The organism is Bacillus sp. EKM202B (assembly GCF_011066025.1).
Classification (GTDB): Bacteria; Bacillota; Bacilli; order Bacillales; family Bacillaceae_G; genus Bacillus_A; species Bacillus_A toyonensis.
In genome coordinates this window covers 1-22,675 of sequence record NZ_JAAMNK010000004.1, presented here as the reverse complement: position 1 = coordinate 22,675, position 22,675 = coordinate 1, and the positions used below count along the sequence as shown (strand labels likewise).

Annotated in this window: 18 protein-coding genes and 2 pseudogenes; 15 read left to right on the top strand and 5 right to left on the bottom strand. The window is 35.4% G+C overall.

Features of this window, described 5'->3' with window-relative positions:
- Positions 1-70 precede the first annotated feature (70 nt).
- Both G9F74_RS07025 and G9F74_RS07020 read left to right on the top strand, forming a co-directional pair.
- Positions 71-1,813 (top strand): amidohydrolase, encoded by a 1,743-nt coding sequence (locus G9F74_RS07025; RefSeq protein WP_016108858.1) that lies wholly within the window; start codon positions 71-73, stop codon positions 1,811-1,813.
- Between the two features lie 107 nt (positions 1,814-1,920).
- Complete coding sequence (locus tag G9F74_RS07020) at positions 1,921-2,967, top strand: agmatine deiminase family protein (protein WP_016108857.1); 1,047 nt, start codon at positions 1,921-1,923, stop codon at positions 2,965-2,967.
- Positions 2,968-3,017: 50 nt separating this feature from the next.
- On the opposite strand, the gene pepF is transcribed toward G9F74_RS07020, so the two are convergent.
- Both pepF and G9F74_RS07010 read right to left on the bottom strand, forming a co-directional pair.
- Entirely contained in the window at positions 3,018-4,805 is a 1,788-nt protein-coding gene (gene pepF, locus G9F74_RS07015; protein WP_000137585.1) for an oligoendopeptidase F, read from the bottom strand.
- A 118-nt stretch (positions 4,806-4,923) separates the two neighbouring features.
- Positions 4,924-5,715, bottom strand: a complete 792-nt coding sequence (locus tag G9F74_RS07010; RefSeq protein WP_000129201.1) for an arylamine N-acetyltransferase family protein — start codon at positions 5,713-5,715, stop codon at positions 4,924-4,926.
- Positions 5,716-5,932: 217 nt separating this feature from the next.
- On the opposite strand from G9F74_RS07010, the gene amyS reads away from it, so the two are divergent.
- From amyS to G9F74_RS06985, 5 genes and pseudogenes are all read left to right on the top strand, one after another.
- Positions 5,933-7,474, top strand: coding sequence for an alpha-amylase (gene amyS, locus G9F74_RS07005; protein ID WP_000919644.1), 1,542 nt, complete (start codon positions 5,933-5,935; stop codon positions 7,472-7,474).
- Positions 7,475-8,004: 530 nt separating this feature from the next.
- The gene (locus G9F74_RS07000) at positions 8,005-9,906 is read left to right on the top strand and encodes an endonuclease MutS2 (RefSeq protein WP_001095216.1); all 1,902 of its coding nucleotides are present in this window, start codon (positions 8,005-8,007) and stop codon (positions 9,904-9,906) included.
- Positions 9,907-9,912: 6 nt separating this feature from the next.
- A pseudogene (locus G9F74_RS06995) lies at positions 9,913-10,439 on the top strand (GNAT family N-acetyltransferase).
- 160 nt (positions 10,440-10,599) lie between these two features.
- Complete coding sequence (locus tag G9F74_RS06990; protein WP_016108854.1) at positions 10,600-11,310, top strand: histidine phosphatase family protein; 711 nt, start codon at positions 10,600-10,602, stop codon at positions 11,308-11,310.
- Positions 11,311-11,670: 360 nt separating this feature from the next.
- Positions 11,671-12,365, top strand: a pseudogene (locus G9F74_RS06985) (putative protein N(5)-glutamine methyltransferase).
- Between the two features lie 264 nt (positions 12,366-12,629).
- Here G9F74_RS06985 and G9F74_RS06980 read toward each other — a convergent pair.
- Positions 12,630-13,595: a quinone oxidoreductase family protein gene (locus G9F74_RS06980; RefSeq protein WP_000645249.1), complete on the bottom strand. Its 966-nt coding sequence runs from the start codon at positions 13,593-13,595 to the stop codon at positions 12,630-12,632.
- A gap of 123 nt (positions 13,596-13,718) precedes the next feature.
- Here G9F74_RS06980 and G9F74_RS06975 point away from each other — a divergent pair, with 123 nt between their 5' ends.
- From G9F74_RS06975 to G9F74_RS06965, 3 genes are all read left to right on the top strand, one after another.
- Complete coding sequence (locus G9F74_RS06975) at positions 13,719-14,612, top strand: LysR family transcriptional regulator (protein WP_000403867.1); 894 nt, start codon at positions 13,719-13,721, stop codon at positions 14,610-14,612.
- A gap of 299 nt (positions 14,613-14,911) precedes the next feature.
- The gene (locus tag G9F74_RS06970; RefSeq protein ID WP_016108852.1) at positions 14,912-15,424 is read left to right on the top strand and encodes a DUF2690 domain-containing protein; all 513 of its coding nucleotides are present in this window, start codon (positions 14,912-14,914) and stop codon (positions 15,422-15,424) included.
- A 17-nt stretch (positions 15,425-15,441) separates the two neighbouring features.
- Entirely contained in the window at positions 15,442-15,918 is a 477-nt protein-coding gene (locus G9F74_RS06965) for a DUF2690 domain-containing protein (protein ID WP_016108851.1), read from the top strand.
- A 113-nt stretch (positions 15,919-16,031) separates the two neighbouring features.
- Here the strand turns inward: G9F74_RS06965 and G9F74_RS06960 are convergent, their stop codons facing one another.
- Positions 16,032-16,520: a DinB family protein gene (locus G9F74_RS06960; protein ID WP_016108850.1), complete on the bottom strand. Its 489-nt coding sequence runs from the start codon at positions 16,518-16,520 to the stop codon at positions 16,032-16,034.
- Positions 16,521-16,712: 192 nt separating this feature from the next.
- On the opposite strand from G9F74_RS06960, the gene G9F74_RS06955 reads away from it, so the two are divergent.
- Complete coding sequence (locus G9F74_RS06955) at positions 16,713-17,168, top strand: DinB family protein (RefSeq protein WP_001081127.1); 456 nt, start codon at positions 16,713-16,715, stop codon at positions 17,166-17,168.
- A 212-nt stretch (positions 17,169-17,380) separates the two neighbouring features.
- Positions 17,381-18,418, top strand: a complete 1,038-nt coding sequence (locus G9F74_RS06950; protein WP_016108849.1) for a DUF4003 domain-containing protein — start codon at positions 17,381-17,383, stop codon at positions 18,416-18,418.
- 128 nt (positions 18,419-18,546) lie between these two features.
- Here G9F74_RS06950 and G9F74_RS06945 read toward each other — a convergent pair whose 3' ends face one another.
- Positions 18,547-19,311, bottom strand: a complete 765-nt coding sequence (locus G9F74_RS06945; protein WP_000499378.1) for a DUF817 domain-containing protein — start codon at positions 19,309-19,311, stop codon at positions 18,547-18,549.
- Positions 19,312-19,586: 275 nt separating this feature from the next.
- Between G9F74_RS06945 and G9F74_RS06940 the strand changes: the two genes are divergently transcribed.
- From G9F74_RS06940 to G9F74_RS06930, 3 genes are read left to right on the top strand one after another with little or no spacing between them, the layout of a single operon-like run.
- Complete coding sequence (locus tag G9F74_RS06940; RefSeq protein WP_000902729.1) at positions 19,587-20,621, top strand: FecCD family ABC transporter permease; 1,035 nt, start codon at positions 19,587-19,589, stop codon at positions 20,619-20,621.
- Positions 20,622-21,638, top strand: a complete 1,017-nt coding sequence (locus G9F74_RS06935; protein WP_016108848.1) for a FecCD family ABC transporter permease — start codon at positions 20,622-20,624, stop codon at positions 21,636-21,638.
- A 21-nt stretch (positions 21,639-21,659) separates the two neighbouring features.
- On the top strand, positions 21,660-22,568 hold the full coding sequence (locus G9F74_RS06930) for an iron-hydroxamate ABC transporter substrate-binding protein (RefSeq protein ID WP_016108847.1): 909 nt from the start codon (positions 21,660-21,662) through the stop codon (positions 22,566-22,568).
- Positions 22,569-22,675: the final 107 nt, after the last annotated feature.

The window sequence follows — 22,675 nt, the reverse complement described above, 5'->3', positions numbered from 1 at the left end:
ATAATTAGTGAGGGATGGAGTCCACCACTGATTAAAGTTTCATTTTATCATAATAAAAAGGAGAAAGAATATGAAAAGAAAAATCATGATTATTTGTTTGATTCTAAGTATGGTATGGATTTCAGCGTGTACGCCTGAAGTAGGAGAAGGTGAGAATGGTAGCTCTGCTCTACCTAGTCAGTTGCCCAAAAATGTAGTGTTTAAAAATGGTACAATTTACACTTCTAATGAAAAGCAAGAAATGGCAGAAGCTATAGAGATTAAAGATGGGAAAATTACTTTTGTCGGTTCAAATAAGGATGTAGAAAAATTGATTAATAAAGATACGAAAGTGATAAATCTACAAGGACGTCAACTTCTTCCTGGTTTTGTGGATAATCATAATCATATTTTTGAAGCGAAATCACCAGCAGCAGGGAATTGTAGTGTCTCACCAGATGCTGCGTTGCAAGAACAACGCTCGTATTTAAATGCTTGTAAAAAAGATGTGAAAGATGGGGAATGGATAAGTGGAACAGGATTTAGTTTGGAAGAGCTGTTAAAAAATATGGATGAAAAGTCAGAACAACAAACGCCATTACAAGTTCTTGATGAGCTATTTCCTAATAACCCAGTAATAATTATGGAAAGAACCTCTCATTCTGTATGGGTTAACTCGAAAGCATTGGAGTTGGCTGGGATAAATAAAGATACGAAAGATCCACAAGGTGGAAGAATTATTCGGGATCCAGAAACAGGAGAACCGTTTGGTATTCTTTATGATACAGCTGGAGATATCGTAATGGAAAAAGCATGGAATGCCCAACCGAATTTGTTCGAAAAAAATTATGAAGGTTTGCTGGACGGCTTAGATGAAGTTGCGAAGAATGGTATTACTACAGTGGGGGATGGACGTCTCTATTGGAAACGAGGCTGGTTAGATGTTTGGAATAAAGTAAATGATGAGAAAAAGTTAACGTCACGGGTAGTACTTCGTCCGTGGGTGTATCCGAACTTAAATGAAGCAGAACAAATCGAGTATTTCCAAAAGATTAAGCGAGATGATTTGTCATCACGCATGCTTATTAATCAAGTGAAGATGTATAGTGATGGAATTAGTATTAACAGTACAGCGAAAACGCTTGAAAAATATAAATTTGAGTGGTTTAAAGGAACCCCGTATGGTTTGAACTATATTCCAGAAGAAAAAATGAAATGGTGGTTAACTGAACTTAATAAACTTGGTTACGGTGCACTTATTCACACAATTGGAGATAGTGGAGTAAGAGAGAGTTTAAATGCAATTGAAGCAGCGAAAAAAGAAGGGGCAAAACAGCCGTATACGCTTACGCGCGTGGAAATGGTAGAAGATAGTGATATGAAGCGTTTTGCTCATTTAGGAGTTAGCGCTGATTTTCAAGTCGGTCATGATTTTGCGGAAGATCCTAAACAAAGCTGGGCAAGTACGTATTTTACAGCCCAGCAAATGAAACGAATTATGCCGTTAGGACAAATTTGGAAAACAGGTGCAAATGTATCACTTAGTAGTGATTGGGATGTAAATGAATTGAATCCACTTGTGACGATTTCGAACGCATTAAGTATTGATGAGAAAGGCTTGTCTAATGTACAGGCTGCTATTGATGCTTATACAATTAAGCCAGCTAAGGCACTAGGACTTGATAAGATTACTGGCTCAATTGAAGTAGGAAAATCGGCTGATATCGTAATACTAAATGAGGATATTACTAAAATGAGTGTCGATAAGATTCCGAGTGTGAAAGTATTAATGACAGTTTTACAAGGAGAAGTAGTGTATCACAAGGGAGAATAAAGAGTAACGTTATGAAGTAGTTACAAGCAAATGAATATATTGTTGTTGACCTTAACACGATGTCAAAGTATAGACTGGACTTACATTTAGAGAAGGGGTGAACATGTATGAGAAATATAGAAAATAGTTTGTTTTATATGCCTGCAGAATGGGAGAAACATGAGGGGACATGGCTCCAATGGCCTCATGATAAAACGCATAGAGGTGAAGGTTACAGAGCTAAGTTAGATGATATTTGGGTAACGATGGCGAAGGAGCTTCATTACGGAGAGAATGTGCATATTGTTGTATATGATGAAGAAGAAAAAACACATGTCCAATCGAAGCTAATTGAAGAGAACGTAAATATGGATAAAATTGATTTTTTAGTTCAAGAAACTGATGATATATGGATAAGAGATAATGGACCGATATTTGTAAAAGATAAGGAAGAAAATCTCTGCTTAACGCACTGGATTTTTAATGGTTGGGGGGATAAATATCCGTATGAAAATGATGCTGTTATTCCGGACGAAATAAGTGAAACGTATAGCATCCCAAAAGTTGCAGCAAGTGTTTGTCTAGAAGGTGGAGGAATAGAGATAAACGGAAACGGGACCTTAATGGCGGCAAAAACTTCTATTACAAATGAAAATCGAAATCCTACACTAAGTCAGGAAGAGATTGAAATGGAGTTAACGAAGTATTTAGGGGTAACGAATTTTATATGGATAACTGGTATTCGTGGTGAAGATAATTATGATGAAGATACGGATTATCATATTGATGGGGCAGCACGTTTTGTAAATGAAAATACGATTCTTTATGAATATGATCCTTTCGGGGAAGGAGAGGCGTACCTTTTGGATGCGCAAGAAAAGCATTATCAAGAATTGCGACAAGCGAGAAATATAGATGGAAGTCCATTTCAACTCATCCCAGTACCAGTAACAAGAAAAGTGGTAAAAGAGGCAGACTGTAAAGGTTCGTATTTGAATTTCTATATTGGAAATGAAGTTGTATTGGTTCCTATATACGGTGATGAACATGATAAGTTAGGACTGCAAATCATTGAAGGGCAGTTTCCAGGAAGAAGAATCGTTGGTATTCATGTAAATGCACTGTATGCGTATGGTGGTATGATTCATTGTGTGACGCAGCAACATGTAGAATAAAGTGATTCGAATGAAAAAAGCATGCAGAGTATATACTCTGCATGCTTTTTTTATAATGCTGAAAACTCTTCAACAAGTTGAGTAAAGCGATTTAATGCACTTTCAATCGGTTCTGGCGTAGTTAAATCAACACCAGCTTTTTTCAGTAGGTTTAATGGATAGTCAGAACTTCCGCCTTTAAGGAATTCGATATAGTTTTTTTGTGCATTTGGATCACCGCTTAATAATTTATCGGCAATTTGAATGGCAGAGGCGAATCCAGTTGCGTATTTGTACACGTAAAATGGACGATAGAAATGAGGGATTCTAGACCATCCATATTTTACTTCTTCATCAAATACAAGTGAATCACCGTTATATTCTCTAAATAGCTTTTCATAAATTTCGCTAAAGACTTGGGCGTTTAATGGTTTACCTTGTTCGGCCATTTCATGTGTGATTTTTTCAAATTCTGCAAACATGATTTGTGTAAAGAAAGTACCTTTAAAGCTATCGATAAAGTAGTTAATTAAATGATTACGTACGTTCGTTTCTTTCGCTTCTTTTAATAAGTAGTGAATTAATAACACTTCATTTACTGTAGAGGCGACTTCTGCAACAAAAATGGAATAGTGTGCAGAAATTCTTGGTTGGTATCCGTGTGAATAATGCGTATGCATACCGTGACCACACTCATGAGTAAGTGTGAAAAGGCTATTTAGATCATCGTGATGATTTAAAAGAATGAATGGGTGAACGCCATATACCCCAAAGTTATAAGCACCCGAACGTTTTCCAGGCGTTTCTCTCACATCTATATATCGTTTATCTTTAAAACCTTTTAATGTTTCAATATACTCTTCTCCTAAAGGAGCAAGTGATGCAATCATAGTATCAAACGCTTCGTCATATGGAATGTCTTGTTTTACACCTTGTACTAAATCGACGCTTAAGTCGTATTGTCTTAGTTCGTCTACATTTAATTTTTCTTTACGAATTTCATTGTATGTATGTAATGTTTGAATGTTTTTTTTCGTTGTATCAATTAGGTTTTCATATACCTCTTTCGGAACCATATCGCCAAATAATGATTTCTCTAAAGCTGATGGATATTTTCTTAGCTTTGAAACAGTAACATTATTTTTAATAGCAGAAGATAATGTAGAAGCGATTGAGTTCTTTAACTGAACATACGGTTTGTAATATGCCTTATAAGCTTCTTTACGTTTCTCACGATTCTCATCTTCTATTAACTTCGAATACATTCCACGTGTTAAGTTCACTTTCTTTCCATCATCATTCGTCACTTCACCAAATGATATATCTGCATTATTTAGCATACCAAATGTATGTTGCGGAGAGGAAAGTGCTTCACCCATTTGGGATAAAATTTCTTCTTGATCCGTATTCAATACGTGTTTTTTATAACGGTATAATTCAAATAAGTCTTCTTTATAGTATAGTAACCCTTCCGTTTCTTCTATGTAAGAGTGTAAAGTGTTTTCTTCTACGCTAAGTAAGAATGGGGAGAAGAATGATTTCGCTGCGCTTACCTTTACATGTAATTGTGATACTTTATCGACAAGGGATTGGGCGTCAGTATCGCGTGTATCAAGATCAGATTGTAATCGCGCATAAGCGAACATTAAAGATAATATGCTAGATATTTCTTCACTCTTTGTTAAATAAGCTAATAAACGATTGCCATCGTGAATATCTCCATTAAATTCTTTTAGTTCAATTGTTAACATTTCTATTTTTTTATAATCATTTTCCCAATCATCAATCGTATCGTAAATATCTGTTAACTTCCATTTTTCATTATCGGGTACTTGTAATCGATCTTTAAGTTCTGTCATAATCATTTCCTTTCTAAACGTGTAGTCATATTCCTATATAACTATGAAATACAACAAATTGCAAAAAATCCCTGCTGAAAATTGAAAAGCCTTGCTGTAAATAGCAAGGCTTAAACAGTTATAGTGTAATTCCGAACTTCGAATGTAAAAGGTTTGTATATTGCTCGTCTGTAACTTCTTCTTTAGATTTTGTACCGTCCTTTGTTATTGTAAGACGATCTTTTGTTAAAGAAACGTGTCCGTCATGTGTAAGTTTTACAATAAGAGGTACTTTGTTAAATGGTGAGCCCTCATGTTCAACGATGATTTTTTGTGCTGTATTCGCTTTCGTTTCATCCACTTCTTCTATATAAAATGCATAGCCTAATGTCCAATCATCAGCAGAAGATTGATCTAGAAACTCATTGTTTTTACGCATTTCTAAAATGTAATTTCCTTTTTCAGTTGTTTCTTTGCGAATACGATAATCTCCTGTTACTGAGTGAACGACTTCACCTGAGAAAGGAACAGGTGCAAGAGGTAAGTATGATCCGAACCCCACTTCAATTAAATAAAGTTCATGATGATGTTTTAAAACAGTTGCGATATGTCCGGAATCGACAGCCCATATAGAGTTCGCAGCATTGTAAACTGTTCCTGAAACTAAATAAACATCCAATCCAAAGTCTTTAAGAAAGTAATACATAGTAGGATTTAGTTCATAACAAAGACCGCCACGGTTGTTTACTAAAATTTTTTCTTTTAAATTCTCTTTTGATATTTCTTTAAAGTTATTTTCGAGAACATTTAAATTTTCAAATGGAACAGTTTGCGCCATTCCATACATAAGTTGAGATAAATCTTCAAATGATATGGTTTCTTTTTCTTCTATATGTAAACGTGCGAAAAATTGTTTTTGAAAGTCTGTCATAGAAATCCCTCCGTCATACTTTTATAGATAAATTGTATACAATTTTGAATACGATGTGAATTTTAAACTATGTGGGGGTACTTGTGGAATAGTTAAATTCATATTTTGAAAAATAATGTGAGAGATTAAAAGATTGTTACTTTACTAACTGTAGAACGAATATTATAATAATTTTAATGAGTTATGCAAACGTTTTCTTAAAGGGGATGGTGTAAATATGTTGAAAAGGATTACGGTAGTCTGTTTATTATTTATTTTGCTTTTTCCTAATATATATGGGAGGAATAAGGCGGAAGCAGCAACGATAAATAATGGAACATTAATGCAGTATTTTGAGTGGTACGCTCCGAATGATGGGAATCATTGGAATCGTTTGCGTTATGATGCTGAAAGTTTAGCTCATAAGGGAATCACATCTGTATGGATACCACCTGCATATAAAGGGACTTCGCAAAATGATGTAGGGTATGGGGCCTATGATTTATACGATTTAGGGGAGTTCAATCAAAAAGGAACGGTGCGGACGAAATATGGGACAAAGGCACAGTTGAAATCTGCAATTGACGCTTTACATAAGCAAAACATCGACGTATACGGTGATGTAGTTATGAATCATAAAGGTGGGGCTGATTATACTGAAACCGTAACAGCTGTTGAGGTAGACCGTAACAATCGAAATATTGAAGTATCAGGTGATTATGAAATTAGTGCGTGGACGGGTTTTAACTTTCCAGGGCGCAGAGATGCTTATTCTAATTTCAAATGGAAATGGTATCATTTTGACGGAACGGATTGGGATGAAGGAAGGAAATTAAACCGAATTTATAAATTTAGGGGTATAGGTAAAGCGTGGGACTGGGAAGTGTCTAGCGAAAATGGAAATTATGATTATTTGATGTATGCAGATCTTGATTTTGATCATCCAGATGTTGCGAATGAAATGAAAAGTTGGGGAACGTGGTATGCGAATGAATTAAATTTAGATGGATTTCGTTTAGATGCTGTTAAACATATTGATCATGAATATTTACGCGATTGGGTAAATCATGTCAGACAGCAAACGGGGAAAGAAATGTTTACGGTGGCTGAATATTGGCAAAATGATATCCAGACTTTAAACAATTATTTGGCGAAAGTCAATTATAATCAATCTGTATTTGATGCACCGCTTCATTACAATTTTCATTATGCTTCAACAGGAAATGGGAATTATGATATGAGAAATATTTTAAATGGAACAGTAATGAAAAATCATCCTGCACTCGCAGTTACTCTCGTTGAGAATCATGATTCTCAACCTGGGCAATCATTGGAATCTGTAGTAAGTCCGTGGTTTAAGCCGCTGGCATATGCATTTATTTTAACTCGTGCAGAGGGCTATCCTTCAGTTTTTTATGGTGATTACTATGGGACAAGCGGAAATAGTAGTTATGAAATTCCAGCGTTAAAAGATAAAATTGATCCAATTTTGACGGCACGAAAAAACTTTGCATATGGTACGCAGCGTGATTATTTAGACCATCCAGATGTGATTGGCTGGACAAGAGAAGGAGATAGTGTACATGCTAAGTCTGGTTTAGCGGCATTAATCTCCGATGGACCAGGAGGATCAAAGTGGATGGATGTTGGAAAGAATAACGCTGGGGAAGTATGGTACGATATTACGGGTAATCAAACAAATACTGTAACAATTAATAAAGATGGATCGGGGCAATTCCATGTAAGTGGAGGCTCTGTTTCTATATATGTTCAACAGTAAATTGGTGATGAAAAAGAAGAGGTAGACTGAAATATAAGTTTCCTCTTCTTTTTACATTCTGTATAGTTATAAAAGTATGACACCTTTACTTCTTGCAAAACATATAGTATGATGATTTCAATAAATTAGATTTCAATGACCATAAAATATAAATTAATGAGAGGTGCTTTTTGTGAGTGCGGTAGGTATTAAATAGGAAAAATTTAATGAAATAAATCGGATAAGACCAGGGGATTTTTATGTATATCATACCCCTAATTTTGTCATGCGTTTATTTCGAAACCTATGAAGATACCTACAATACTTTATAAAGCGTGTAATGAGAGGATTGCCATTCGTTTTTTATGGTTTATTTCCTCATATGTTATTACACATGCCTTGTAAATGTAAAAGCTGCGGTATCCCCGCAGCTTTTTTGTATACGTTTTAAATGTATAAAAATGGTAATTGAATAATGTAAAACTCATTGGGATCTAATGAGTAGGTATCTTCATTTATGATAAACATCAATCATAGTGAGGAGAAACAAAATGAATACGATGACTTTTGAAAAGTTACAATATAACGAATTAAAGGAAATAGTGAAATCTTATTGTGTAAGTGGATTAGGTAAGGAATTATTAAATAAATTAGAGCCGAGTACAAGTATAAAAGTAGTGAGAAATCGTTTAAATGAAACGACAGAAGCAAGGACTATATTAGATGCAGAAGGACATGTGCCTTTTTTCGGAATTTCAAATATCGCGAGTACAATTCAAAAATTAGAAAAAGGGATGATTTTAGATCCAGAGGAATTAGTAAGTGTTTCAGACTTTTTACGTGGATGTAGAAAGATTAAAAAGTTTATGTTAGATAAAGAATTTTTTGCACCAGTATTAGCTTCCTATGCAAATTCAATGACTGAATATAAAAGCATTGAAGAGGAAATTAACTTTTCAATTAAAGGAAATAGTATTGATGCAGCTGCAAGTAAAGAGTTAAAACGAATTCGAAATAATATCGATTCTGTAGATGGAAAAATAAAAGAGCGTTTAACGAAGTTTTTAAATAGTAGTGCAAATAAGAAATTTATTCAGGAATTCTTTATTAGTAAAAAGGATGACCGTTATACGATTCCAATTAAATCTTCCTATAAAAATCAAGTTGCTGGGAGTATTGTTGAAGCTTCTGCAAAAGGTTCTACTGTATTTATAGAACCACATACGGTTACAAAGCTAAATGTGGAACTAGCAAGTTTGAAAGCAGAAGAAGCAATGGAAGAGTATCAAATATTAGCGACACTATCAGGAATGGTAGTAGAAAATATTTATAGTATAAAAATTAATATGGAACTGATAAGTCAATATGACATGGTATTTGCGAAAGCGAAGTTTAGTAAATCAATCGATGGAATAGAACCGAAGCTAAACGATCACGGAAACATTCATTTAATGAATTGTAAGCATCCGCTTTTAACGGGGCAAGTTGTACCGTTAAACTTTGAAATTGGTCAAGAGTACCGTAGTTTAATTATTACAGGACCAAATGCAGGCGGCAAAACAATTGTGTTAAAAACAATCGGACTATTAACATTAGCGACAATGTCAGGCTTTCATATTGCGGGAGATAAAGAAACGGAAATTGCTATTTTCGAAAATGTATTTGTAGACATTGGTGATAATCAAAGTATCGAAAATGCACTAAGCACTTTTTCATCTCATATGAAAAATCTGTCTGAAATTATGAGGATGTCAAATAATAATACGTTACTACTATTTGACGAAATAGGGAGCGGTACAGAACCGAATGAAGGTGCGGCGCTTGCGATATCTATTTTAGAAGAATTTTACCTTGCGGGATGTATTACAATTGCGAGTACGCATTACGGTGAAATTAAACGCTTTTCAGAAATGCATGGTGATTTTATGAACGCAGCAATGCAATTTAATAGTGAAACACTAGAGCCACTTTATAAATTAGTTATCGGTAAATCAGGTGAAAGTAATGCGCTTTGGATTGCGAATAAAATGAACGTAAAAGAACATGTACTGCAAAGAGCGAAAGAGTATATGGGAAATAAAGAATACGCTATAGAAAAAGTGAATGAAAGTAAAATTAGAAAACCGAAATTTGTGCAAGCGAAAAGAGAATCTCATTATGAGTACAAAGTCGGCGACCGTGTGAATTTATTGGATTATGATGATTTTGGTATCCTTTATAAGGAAAAAGATAATTTCTATAACGTCGTTGTATATTATAATGGTGAATTCGTTGAAGTGAATGTAAAACGCATTACTTTAGAGGTAGCAGCGAAAGAATTATATCCAGAAGGGTACGATTTAAGTACACTATTTGTTGATTATAAAGAAAGAAAAATGCAACATGATATAGAGCGTGGATCGAAAAAAGCACTTCGTAAAATCCAAAAAGAAATAAGAAAGAATAGAGGATAATATAGAATGGTAACGATTAGACAAGAACAAAAAAATGATTATAGAAAGACAGAAGAAGTTGTAAAAGAGGCATTTTTAAATGAAGAATTTAGTGATAAAAAAGAGCATGAACTTGTAAAACGTATTAGAGAATGTGACGCATTTATTCCGGAGTTATCCATCGTTGCAGAGTAGATAAGGAAATAGTCGGTCACATTATGTTATCGAAAATTACAATAGAACAAGGTGGGACTACTGTAGATTCATTAGCACTTGCACCAGTGTCAATAGCACCAAGCCATCAGAAGAAAGGAATTGGTGGAAAACTTATCACGGCTGCTTTAGAAAAAGCGAAAGAATTAGGATACGGGTCAGTTGTAGTATTAGGGCATCCAGAGTACTATCCGAAATTCGGTTTTGAACGCGCAAGTCAGTGGAATATAAAAGCGCCATTTGAAGTGCCAGATGAAGTGTTTATGGTGATGGAGCTAAGAGAGAACACTCTTCAAGGTGTAGAAGGAATTGTACAATATTCGAGTGCTTTTGCTGAGTAGAAGTATTGGCTAAGAAATGTAATCATAAAAGATGCTATCTTTTTGTAGAGATATACAGAAAGATAGCTTTTTTTATTCAGCAGATCTACTGACGTATATTTTGCTCAATGAATAATTGAGGTGGTAAAATTGATATAGAAACGTAAAGGGAGAGAATAGAATGAATAAGCGAGAAACAAATAGCAATGAGAATGTAGTTACGTTATATGTTACAAGACATGGTAAAACAATATTAAATACGAACCATCGCGCGCAAGGTTGGGCAGACTCTCCGTTAGTAGAAAAAGGTGTGGAAGTTGCCTCAAATTTAGGAACAGGATTAAAAGATGTTCATTTTACGAATGTGTATAGTAGCGATAGCGGCCGAGCGATTGAAACTGCTAATTTAGTATTAAAATATAGTGAGCAATCAAAATTGAAACTTGAGAAAAGAAAAAATTTGCGAGAATTAAATTTTGGTATTTTTGAAGGTGAAAAACTTGAAAATATGTGGGATGCGGTTGGAAAAGCTGCGGGTGTTGCAGCACCAGAAGAACTTATGAAGCTTTCTATTCAAGAAGTAATTAATCTTATTAGAGCAGCAGACCCTACGAAACAAGCGGAAGATTGGGAATTATTTTCTACTCGTATAAAAACAGAGATTGATAAAATTAGTGAAGAAGCTGCTGCAAATGGAGACGGTACCGTTTTAGTTGTCGTTCATGGGCTTTTGATTACTGCCTTAATAGAAATGATAGATAGTAGTAAAACAAAACTTGGAGTGGAAAATGCTAGTGTGACGAAGATTGTATATCAAGGTGGAACATACACAGTCGAGTCGGTTGGAGATATGAGCTATGTTGCAAAAGGGAAAGAAAGTGTGGAAATATAAAAAAATCATATAGAAATAAGAAAAGGAGGGTAGAGAAATCTAGCTTCCTTTTCCTATTTAGTATATTAATTATAAAATCAGGTTGGGATATACTGGTGAATATATCTATTATGTAGATTGTTTCTTTGTTCGACAATTGGATCATTTAATTGGATAAGGGTGTATCTTTTTGAATAGGGCCATTTTGTTGAAAAGGATATCTCCAATTTTTAACGAATACAGGGTTATAAATAAGAAAAAGTGGTGAGATAAATAGGAAGAGAATTTAATTTCTTTTTGGAAAATAAAACGAAAAAATGTATCATTAACAGGCTTCAGAGCGCAGGGTGTGTTTTCGCAGAAGATGAAACCCGGTTACTTATGTCAGAGGCACAAACAACAGAGGACCTAAAGAAAATGGTGGAAATGCGAGTCGATGGTTTACCACTTGAATATGTTGTTGGATACGCAGCATTCTGTGGATTGCGGATAGAAGTGGACCGAGGTGTTTTCGTACCTCGTCAACGTACAGAGTTTCTTGTTCAACAGGCAGAAGTTCTGTCATGTTTTGGTGATATCGTCGTTGATCTATGTTGTGGGTCAGGGGCTGTGGGTGCAGCTCTGGCGGCATCTTTAGGACGAGTTGAATTGTATTCTGTTGACATTGATCCTGTCGCAGTACGATGTGCTAGCCGCAATGTAACAAATTTCGGTGGGCATGTTTTTGAAGGTGACTTGTATAAAGCTTTGCCTCAAGCACTTAAAGGCCGCGTGAATACCCTAGTTGCAAACGCACCTTATGTACCTACCAAGGCAATAAAGCTGCTCCCACAGGAGGCTCGCCTACATGAACCAAAGGTGGCGCTTGACGGAGGAGAGGATGGACTTGACATTCAGCGAAGAGTAGCAAAAGAAGCATTTCTCTGGCTAGCACCGGGAGGACATCTTTTAATAGAGACGAGTGAAATGCAGGCAACTCAGACCTGTGAAATCTTTGCGGGTGCTGGGCTTACTCCGAAAGTGGCTAGAGACGAGAATTCACTACTGTCGTTATAGGAGTGAATTCTCGTTTTTAGCATAAATCAGTACGTAGTCTTATATACAAGTGAAATGATAATTTCCTAGCGATATACAAATAAAAAATTCATATTCACTTAAAGGGCGTTTTAAGTGAGTAAGGAGCACAAAATTTATTCCAAATCAACACGGGCTCGTTATTTGAAGAAGAAAGGACATAACATATTAGTTATATAAAATATGTTATGTCCTTTCATTTATTAACTGTTTTGAATTTAGGTTTTGATAAAATTTAACCTAGCTTCCTTTTTAAATATGAACGATTATGGAATCAATAAAATCTTCCCAGTACTTTTTCTGCTCTCTAATAATTTATGTGCAAGAGCACCATCTTGTAAGGCGAATGTAGTAGGACTCGCGATGTTTACTTTTCCACTAGTGATCCAATCGAATAATTGAGTAGAGCGCTGCTTACGTTCTTCAAAAGTAGTAAGCACGTTCCAAAGGTCTCCACCAGTTAAAGTTTTTGAAGTATCCATAAGCATACGCGGATCAACTGGCGCAGGATTACCACCAGCCATTCCGTAAAATACGACAGTACCGCCAATTTTAGTAGCGTTAAAACTTTCCTCTAATGTAGAACCTACTGATTCATATACAACATTTACTCCAGTGCCGTTTGTTATTTCAAGTACTTTTGAATGCCATTTTTCCGTATATAAAAATACATGATCAGCCCCAGCTAACGTGGCTACTTTGTTTTTTTCGGTTGATGACGTAAGACCAATTACTGTTCCGCCCTGTAGTTTAATCATTTGAATAAGAAGTTGACCAACGCCACCAGCCGCAGCGTGGACTAAAGCTGTATCACCTTGTTTTATTTGATAGCTATCTTTCGTTAAATAATGTGCCGTTAGACCTTGTAATAAGACAGAAGCGGCTGTTTCAAAAGAAATAGAATCCGGAAGTAGGATGGCTTTTTCTGATGGAACGGCAACTAATTCTGCATTTGCAAATGGGACGTCAGCAAATGCAATACGGTCCCCAGGATTGATAGTAGTAACGTCAGCTCCTACTTTTTCAACAATACCAGCCCCTTCATAACCTAATATATATGGCGGGTTACCAGCGAGATGATAATCACCGCGGCGTCTATAAATATCAGCAAAGTTTAAACCGATTGCTTTCGTGCGGACAAGAATTTCATTTGAATTTATGATTGGATCATGTATTTTTTTATATTGTAGTACATCCGGATTTCCGAACTGTTCGAAACAAAGTGCTTTCATATGGAATACCTCCATTTATATTGTTTGTCGATGCTCTTTATCATACAATATAAACATCGATAGACAAAGAGGATTATTTCGATGAAATCAATCGGAAATACCGATTGAAAAGAGGGATGATAAATGGAGATAAAACAATTAATTACATTTAAAATAGCCGCGGAAACTTTGAACTTTACACAAACTGCAAAGAAATTAAACTTTGCCCAATCGAGTGTTACAGCACAAATTAAAACGTTAGAGGCTGAGCTCGGTACACCACTATTTGAGAGGTTAGGGAAACGTCTTTTCTTAACTGAAGCGGGCAGGAAGTTTCAACTATATGCGGACAAGATAATCGCACTTAGTAACGAAGCGAAGACGGCTGTGAAAGATGATGAGGAAATAGCAGGTACGTTAATAATTGGTGCACAAGAAAGTCAATGTACATATAGGCTTCCTTCTATATTAAAGAGGTTTAAAATACAATTCCCCAAAATAAAGCTTATATTTAAACCAGCGCATTCCAATAAAGATGCGAAGGAACAATTGATGGAGGGGAAAGTCGATCTTGCATTTATTTTGGACGAATGTAAAACAGAAGATGCTTTGCATGTGGATCCACTTATGAAAGAAGAATTAAAAGTAGTAGCGGCTCCAGGGCATTGTTTACTCGAACAGGCTTCCGTTTCTATAAAAGATTTAGAGAGTGAAACACTTTTGTTAACTGAACTAGGGTGCTCATATCGGACTTTATTTGAAGAGTTATTTCGTGCGGAAGACGTATATCCAGCAAATAAGATTGAGTTTGTTAGTGTCGAGGCAATTAAACAATGTGTCATTGCGGATTTAGGTATAGCAGTTTTGCCAGCAATAGTAGTAGAAAAAGATATACGGGAAGGGACGTTAAAGGAGTTAGTGTTAAAAGAAACAATACCTCCGATTTATACACAAATTGCTTGGCATAAAGATAAATGGATGACAGCGCCACTGCAGCAATTTATTGATGTAACGAGGGAGTTTTTTACAACGGATTAAGTGGAGAAATATTTATTTTATATAAAAGAAAAAATGGCAATTTTATATAAAGAACCGATGCTTGAATATAACAAGTATCGGTTCTTTTATGTTTTAAATAAAGAATGCTATAAAATGTGTATTTCTCAACTTTTTTCTTACAAGGATAAGTAAAATTCTTCGTATATTCCAATAATCATAAGGGAATTTACAACGTTTATTCGTTTCTGTAAGATGCCTCTAGGAAGCGTGAAAGGAGGGCTTACATAGGGGATAGATTGTCTTTAGTATACGTACTTATTGTGAGGGGGGAATTTAATATGTTTAAAAAGTTAATGAAAGTATGCGTGTTAAGTGGGGCAAGTATAGGTGTATTATTTAGTTTCCAAGGAAGTACATTGGCAGCTACTGATTTAAGTAGTTATTATGACGGAAAAAATCCAGCAACAACGAAAGTATACGGGGGAAGTACAACGTGTGATGCAGATGGATTTAATGCAAAGTCTACAGCAGTTTATGAAGGGAGTAAAAAAGTAGGGACAGTGTATTTACGTTACAGTAATAAATGTCATGCAGCATGGTCTAAGCTTGTTTTAGATCAACCAGCACCAGCTGTTTCGGGAGGAGTGTATGCGTACGCAGTTGTAAATAAATATAAAAATGGTGTATTCCAAAAATCAGTTACTTCTAATCAGGGGAACGGCACAATAAAAACAGGTCAAACGAGCACGTATACAGGAATGGTATTTGATTTAACTGCAGATTTCGGATATACAGCAGATGCTGAAGCGGTTACGTTTAATAACGGTTACGGTAAAACAGCACGTTATTAATAAAGGAGTGAAATTATATGAAGCTATTAAAAAAGGTGAGTGCATGTTTATTGCTATCTTTACTCGTTGTAACTAGTATGTTTAGCACGACTAATAGCGATAAAGCATACGCAGAAAATCATTCATATGATGGGAAAAGTCCTTACTATAACAGCTGTGATCAATCCGCAGTAACGAAAGAAAAGAAGTGGATTGATTCAAATTCTTATGTAGAATTAAAATTTAGCACGACTTGTAAGACAGCATGGGCAAAAGTTACTGTAACCCGCCCAGCAGTTTATAATAACGAAGCTGATGCAAGGATTGTTAGAAAAACAGATGGAAAGGCATACACTTGCGGAAGTGCTGGAGGAAATGGTGTTGTAAATAAAGGGAAAACATCATGCTATACGCCAATGGTATATGACTTAGATCCAAGAAAGGCACAAGCGCAGGGGAAACATGCCATTCCGAATAGTGATGCTTATAATTATGCGGAGACTATTTGGTATTGATGAGGATATGGAGATTGTAAGATAGCATATTTTAAGAGCATGTTTTGATTGGATTTCAAAACATGCTCGATTTGTATTCATTCTAATTTTTTCAGTAATCATGGACCATTGAATTAACTAAGATCTGTATCAGGAGGAGTATATCCAAGGTGCCTAGCCATTGATACAATTTGTCCTTTATGATGAAACTCATGTGTCTCCGTATGAGTTAAAAGCCAGAGCGGAGTTGTGCTCCAAGGTTCTTTTTGCCATTTAACTTCATTTGCTATATTTTCGAGCCATCGGTCATTATATTCATCTAAAAAACGTAGTACAACCTCATCTACTAACTTAAATCTAGTACGAACTTTTTCGACATCTGCATGCTCAACTTCATAATCGCTGGCAAATGAAAAATCTGCTCTTTTTTGCTTGAATGCGAATGATCCAAGCCAGTATCGATAGCAATCGGCTACATGAATATGCGTCTTTATTATACTACCGCTTCCGAAATTCGGAACAGTGCTATGTAATTTTTCTACTAGGATTTCTTCAAAAAACGAAAATAGAGTTTCTCTTGTAGAGCTAATCAGATTATATTGTTGTTTTAAAATATGTAACATACAAGTACACTCCTCTTTTATTTACATAGTAAGTAATTCTATATTTACGAGGAGTGAACCTTTTTATTATGTTTAATAAGCATATTAGGTGTATTTCTTAATTGTTTCTGATAGATTATACAAGGTGAAACTTTAATAAGTTGAACACTCTTAGTTCATAATAAATTGTACATAAAAAAGGGGAGCGATAAAATGAATAGACTAGTTGGTTTAAAACAATTTGAAATAACGCGTGGAGCATTACTGAAATTCATGGAAACGTTAGATGATAATACTGCGGATACGCAGCCGGATGGCTTTAACAATACAATTCGCTGGCATATTGGTCACGTGTTAACGGCAGCAGAAACTTTCATGTTTGGAAGAGAATTTAAACAATTACCAACTGAATACCCAGGTATGTTTGGATATGGTACACGACCATCTAAATGGGAAACAGAAGGGCCATCATTAGAAGTGTTAACGGCTCAATTAAAAGAACAAGCGAAGCGTATTAACGAAATGCCAGCAGAAGTATTTGAAAATAAACTTCCAGAACCATTCCTAGGATTAGAAACAGTAGGGGAGCTTTACGGTATGATGCTTTATCATGAAGCGGATCATCTTGGGCAAATGAAGGCGATGGAACGAATTATTAAAGCTCTTTAGTCTTAATTGCATATAACAAGCAATACAGGTGTAATGTTAAATAATATATACAAAAAAGGTAGATAAATTATTATCTACCTTTTTTGTATAACTTTTTGAAGGATTAGGGATTATCATCTTGATGCTGATGAAGAAAGATAAAAAACAATATATAAGGATGAATGAATTTCATGATTTTTATGGTGTGATTATTAATTATAGTGTTCCTAAATATGGAATATACGTATAATAATAGAGAAGAACTAGAAATAGGGGTGAATACTATGATTACATTAGAACAAAAGTTGGAGCAATATAAACATACATATGTACAGTTAAAGGGAGAACTAAAATGGAAAACGAGTGATTCTCGAACAGGAATGATGATTGCTGCTATGTATGCAAGTAGTGATAAATTGTTTGATCTCGGACGTTTTTTAGAAATTAGTAGTTATATTAAAAATCAGGTAGGGATGTTTTCATACTTAAAGTCTTATCATCGTTTTGTAGTGGCCGCAACATTAGATATTCACTTTACAGATTACAAGAAAGCTTTTCGGACGTTTTTAGATTTATATGAACAATTGGTCACTGGTGGCTTTAGCCGGAGTATATTTACTTATCTCGCAGCAGCTGTACTTTTAACAGAAGAAGATGAACAACATGGCGCGTACATTCAGCGTTCGATGCAAGTATATAAACGCATGAAAAAGGATCACCTCTTTCTTACAAGTACAAATGATTATCCGCTCGCAGTTTTATTAGCAGGACAATCAGAGCATGTAGAAACACTTATGGACCGAGTGGAACGTCTTTATCAGAAACTAGCGACAGCTGGTTTGCGTAAAGGGAATGATCTTCAATTTTTGAGTCATATTCTTTCACTAAAGAAGGATGTCAGGGAAGAACTATTAGTTGCAAAATGCACAAATATATGGAATTTGTTAAAGCAAGAAAAGGTAAAAGTAAAACAGATGCATTACCCAGCTATCGGGCTACTAGCGTTACTCGAGGACGGAGAAAAAGAGATTCATTCTATTAGAGCATTTATTGAAAAATTGCAGGGGGATAAATTGTTCCGTTGGCATACAGATACAACTATTCTTATTGCTATTCAACTGTTCGTAAGTCAGAAAGGTGAGGAAAGTAAAGCTACTAACACAGGTTTACAAACAATGATAGAAGTCCTCATACAAGCACAACAGGCAGCCATGATGGCAACGATTGCCGCTTCATCTGTAGCAACATCTTCTGCTAGTAGCAGTTCATAATGTGTAATTGCTTATACTCTTGTAAATTATAACTTCCTTGATAAGGACGGTTTAAAAAATATTACTAAAAACAGTTAGCTCATCACTCTCTAATGAGTGATGGGCTAACTGTTTTTACATAATCAGCATTATCTTTTTGATTCCTTCAAATGTTTGAGCTGCGTGACAATCATAATGCTAATAACAACGAGTAAAAACCATGAACTAATTTTGCTTAAGTGAACGAGACTCCATGCTTCCCGTTGATTTGGATATTGCCATGCTCCGAAAAATGTTGCGATGTTCTCTGCAATCCAAATGAAAAATCCGATAAGGAAAAAGGAGAGAACGAGTGGCATTTTATATGTAACGCCTTGTAATGAAAATTGTACAAATGTGCGAGAGAAAACAATGAATAGTAGTAAAGTTAATATCCATCTAAAATCGTATGTAAAGTGGTGTGTGAAAAAATTGAAGTAAATCATAGCTCCTAACGGCACGGCAAAAATAGCTTTCGGCCAATGATGCATTTTTAAATGCAACCTTCTCCACGCTTGACATATGTAACTCGCGACACTCGCATACATAAAACCGCTGTAAAGCGGAACTCCAAAAACCTTCGAATATGCCTCTTCGGGATAACTCCATGAACCGAAATGTACTTTATATATTTCTAGTAAAAGGCCGATGAGGTGGAAGATGGTAATTACTTTTAGTTCGTCTTTTGTTTCAAGACCAGTCTTGTACATAATCCACTGCATAAGAAGGCATACGATGAGTATGAAATCATAGCGATATAACCCTGGGATAGAAATGATTTTTGAAAGGGCTAGTGTTAAAAAAATAGTGACTGGGAATAAACAAGATAATGCTTGTTCGTAAGTGAAATGTAGTAATTGTTTTATATAGAACATTGGGTCTCCTTTGATAAGTTTGTTAGAAAACTCGAAATAATGACTAAGTATACTACGATTTTAAAAATAAGCTAGTAGTCTATTTTGCATGTATTTGTAAGTTTTAGAAGGGAATTGTAATAAGTATTTTAATATTTTAACAAAGTAAAAAATAGTTTGCTATTTAAAAAAAGTGGGGATATAATATCTAAATGAAAATGATAATTATTATCAATATTAATTATAAATAAAAAATAATTATAAAAAACAACTGAATATAAAGGATGAAATGAAACATGTTACATAAGTCTACTGTACATGCTGGTAATAACCGCTGGATACATATTAAGTTCATATGTTTCATGAGCTTAACAATTTTATGTTTAATTGGATCTATATTTTTAGCCATTTCATTTGGTGCAAAGGATATTCATTTACAAACGGTGTGGGTAGCGGTTTTGGATTACAATCCGAAACTAACACAGCACCAAATTATTTATGAATTAAGGCTCCCGAGAGTAATTGGTGCAGCAGTTGTAGGGGCAGCTTTTGCGGTTGCTGGTGCTGTTATGCAAGGTGTAACACGAAATCCTTTAGCTGATGCAGGTGTACTCGGAATAAATGCAGGTGCGATGTTTGTAGTAGCACTTAGTTTTGCTTTTTTCCCACATATGCCGTATTCCTATTTAATGATTGTTTCCTTTATTGGAGCTGTCTTAAGTACAGTACTTATTTTTGTTATTGGATCAGCAACATCAGGCGGGTTAACACCAATGAGGTTAACGATTGCTGGAGCGGTTATGGCAGCGCTTTTACATTCATTAAGTTCAGGTGTTGCGATTTATTATGATTTAAGCCAAGATTTAGCGTTTTGGTATGCTGGTGGTGTTGCAGGGGTTAAGTGGGAACACTTGAAATTTTTAGTCCCTATTATTCTTATAACGATTATTTTTGCGATAGTGTTAGGAAGATCTATTTCACTCATATCAATGGGAGATGATGTTGCTACAAATTTAGGAGTGAAAACGAACCGAACGAGAATACTAGGGATGATTATAGTAGTTATTCTGGCAGGTGTTTCTGTTTCAGCTGTTGGTTCTATTGGATTTGTAGGACTAGTTATCCCGCACATTGCTAGAAAATTAGTTGGTGTTAATTATAGACTCATTATTCCTATGTCAGCATTATTAGGAGCTATGTTATTAGTTGTAGCTGATTTAGGGGCAAGAACAGTAAATCCTCCTAAGGAACTTGCGATAGGGATTATGGTAGCTCTTGTTGGAGTTCCGTTCTTCCTCTATATAGCACGTAAAGTTGGGAGGGAATTATAAGTGAAGGATCTTTTTAACACGGATAAAAAGAGAGCTATTACTGTAACTACAATCTTCGGATGTATAAGTATCGCTGTAATTTTAATTAGTTTAAATACAGGGACACTGAGTATAGCGCCACTTAGAGTAATTGAAACACTTTTGGGTTATGGTGATTTTGAGAGTGCAACCGTGCTATATGATTATCGTATGCCAAGAATAATAATCACGATGTTAGCCGGTATTGGTCTTGGTATTTCCGGTGCGATTTTGCAAGGGTTATCCCGTAATGCACTTGCAGATCCTGGTATTTTAGGGTTGCATTCAGGTGCATCTTTCGGTCTTATCGTATTTGTTACTCTCTTTCATTCTATTAATGAGAGTGCATCCATTTTAATACCGTTATTTACATTTGGCGGAGGAGTATTAGCTGCATTTCTTATTATTTTACTTGCGAGTGATCGGTCAAAAGGTTTACTTCCCATTAGACTTATTCTCGTTGGTATTGCAGTTTCAGCTGGCTTTAGTGCAATTTCGCTATTTTTCTCTCTCAAGTTAAATGATGAGACGTATACATTCGCTTCTAGATGGCTAGTTGGTAACGTGTGGGGAAGAGACTGGATTCATGTGCTAGCATTATTACCTTGGATTTTCATACTAACCCCTTATGCGTGGCTAAAATCTAAAACGTTAAATGCATTGTCACTAGGTGATAGTGTAGCAGCAGGACTTGGTGTTTCTGTGCAAAAAGAACGGTTATTACTTTTAGCTACAGCGGTTGGATTATCTTGCGCAAGTGTATCGATGGCAGGGGGGATTGGCTTTATCGGCTTAGTTGCTCCGCATATCGCAAGAAAGTTAGTAGGTACTACCTATCAACACTTTCTTCCGTTAGCTGGCATAATCGGAATGATTATTTTAGTGCTCGCAGATACGATAGGACGCTCTATATTTGAGCCGAATTCTATTCCGGCTGGTGTAGTAGTAGCGGCTTTAGGAGCACCGTATTTTCTTTATTTACTTACAAAAACAAAATAACTACTTCAAAGAGGAGAACATATGAAAAAGAAACTTACTATTTTATTTAGCATTATGTGTATTTTAGTATTAGCAGCATGTGGTCAAACGAAATCTAATGAAGAGGCAACGCAAAAAACGGAAAAAAGTAATGATCCAAAAATTGCTTCCATGTCTATTCACTTAACGAACAATTTACTTGCATTAGGAATTACACCAGTAGGTTCTGTTATTGGTGGAGATTTAAAAGATTTCTTACCACATGCAAAAGAACAACTGAAAGATACGAAGAAACTGGGCGTTGTAACAGATCCGAATATGGAAGCGTTACTTCAGTTAAAGCCATCTGAAATTTATGTGGATGAAAAATACGCTGGCAAAGATTTAGCGAAATACGAAAAAATTGCAAAAACACATACTTTTAATTTAGATGAAGGTACGTGGAGAGATCATTTAAAAGAAGTAGGTAAACTTGTAAACCGTGAGAAAGAAGCAGATAAATATATTCAAGACTATGAAGAACAATCAAAACGAGTGAAAAATTTAATAGATAAAGAGCTGGGTAATAACGAAAAAGTAATGGCAATTCGCGTTACTGCAAAAGAGTTACGTGTATTTAGTACGAAAAGACCGATGGGACCAATTTTATTCCATGACTTAGGATTACAGCCTGCAAATGGTGTAGAGAAAATTGATGGAAACCGCCCCTTCGAAGTCATTTCACAAGAAGTATTACCTGACTTTGATGCAGATGCGATTTTCGTTGTTGTAAATAGAGACGATAAAGCGAAAGAAGCATTTAAACAACTTCAAGAAACACCAATTTGGAAAGACTTAAAAGCTGTTAAAGGTAAGCACGTATATACTATTAATGACCAACCATGGCTTGACTATTCTGCTTTAGGAAACAAAATGGCGATGGATGAAGCGGAGAAAATGTTTACGAAATAATACAGTTTTGCTATTAGGGAAGACCCTCTAAATTTGAAGTGCACCCCAATTGTTAGACACATAATTAACAATTGGAGGTGCATTTTTTATGGCTAAATTTTCTTCAA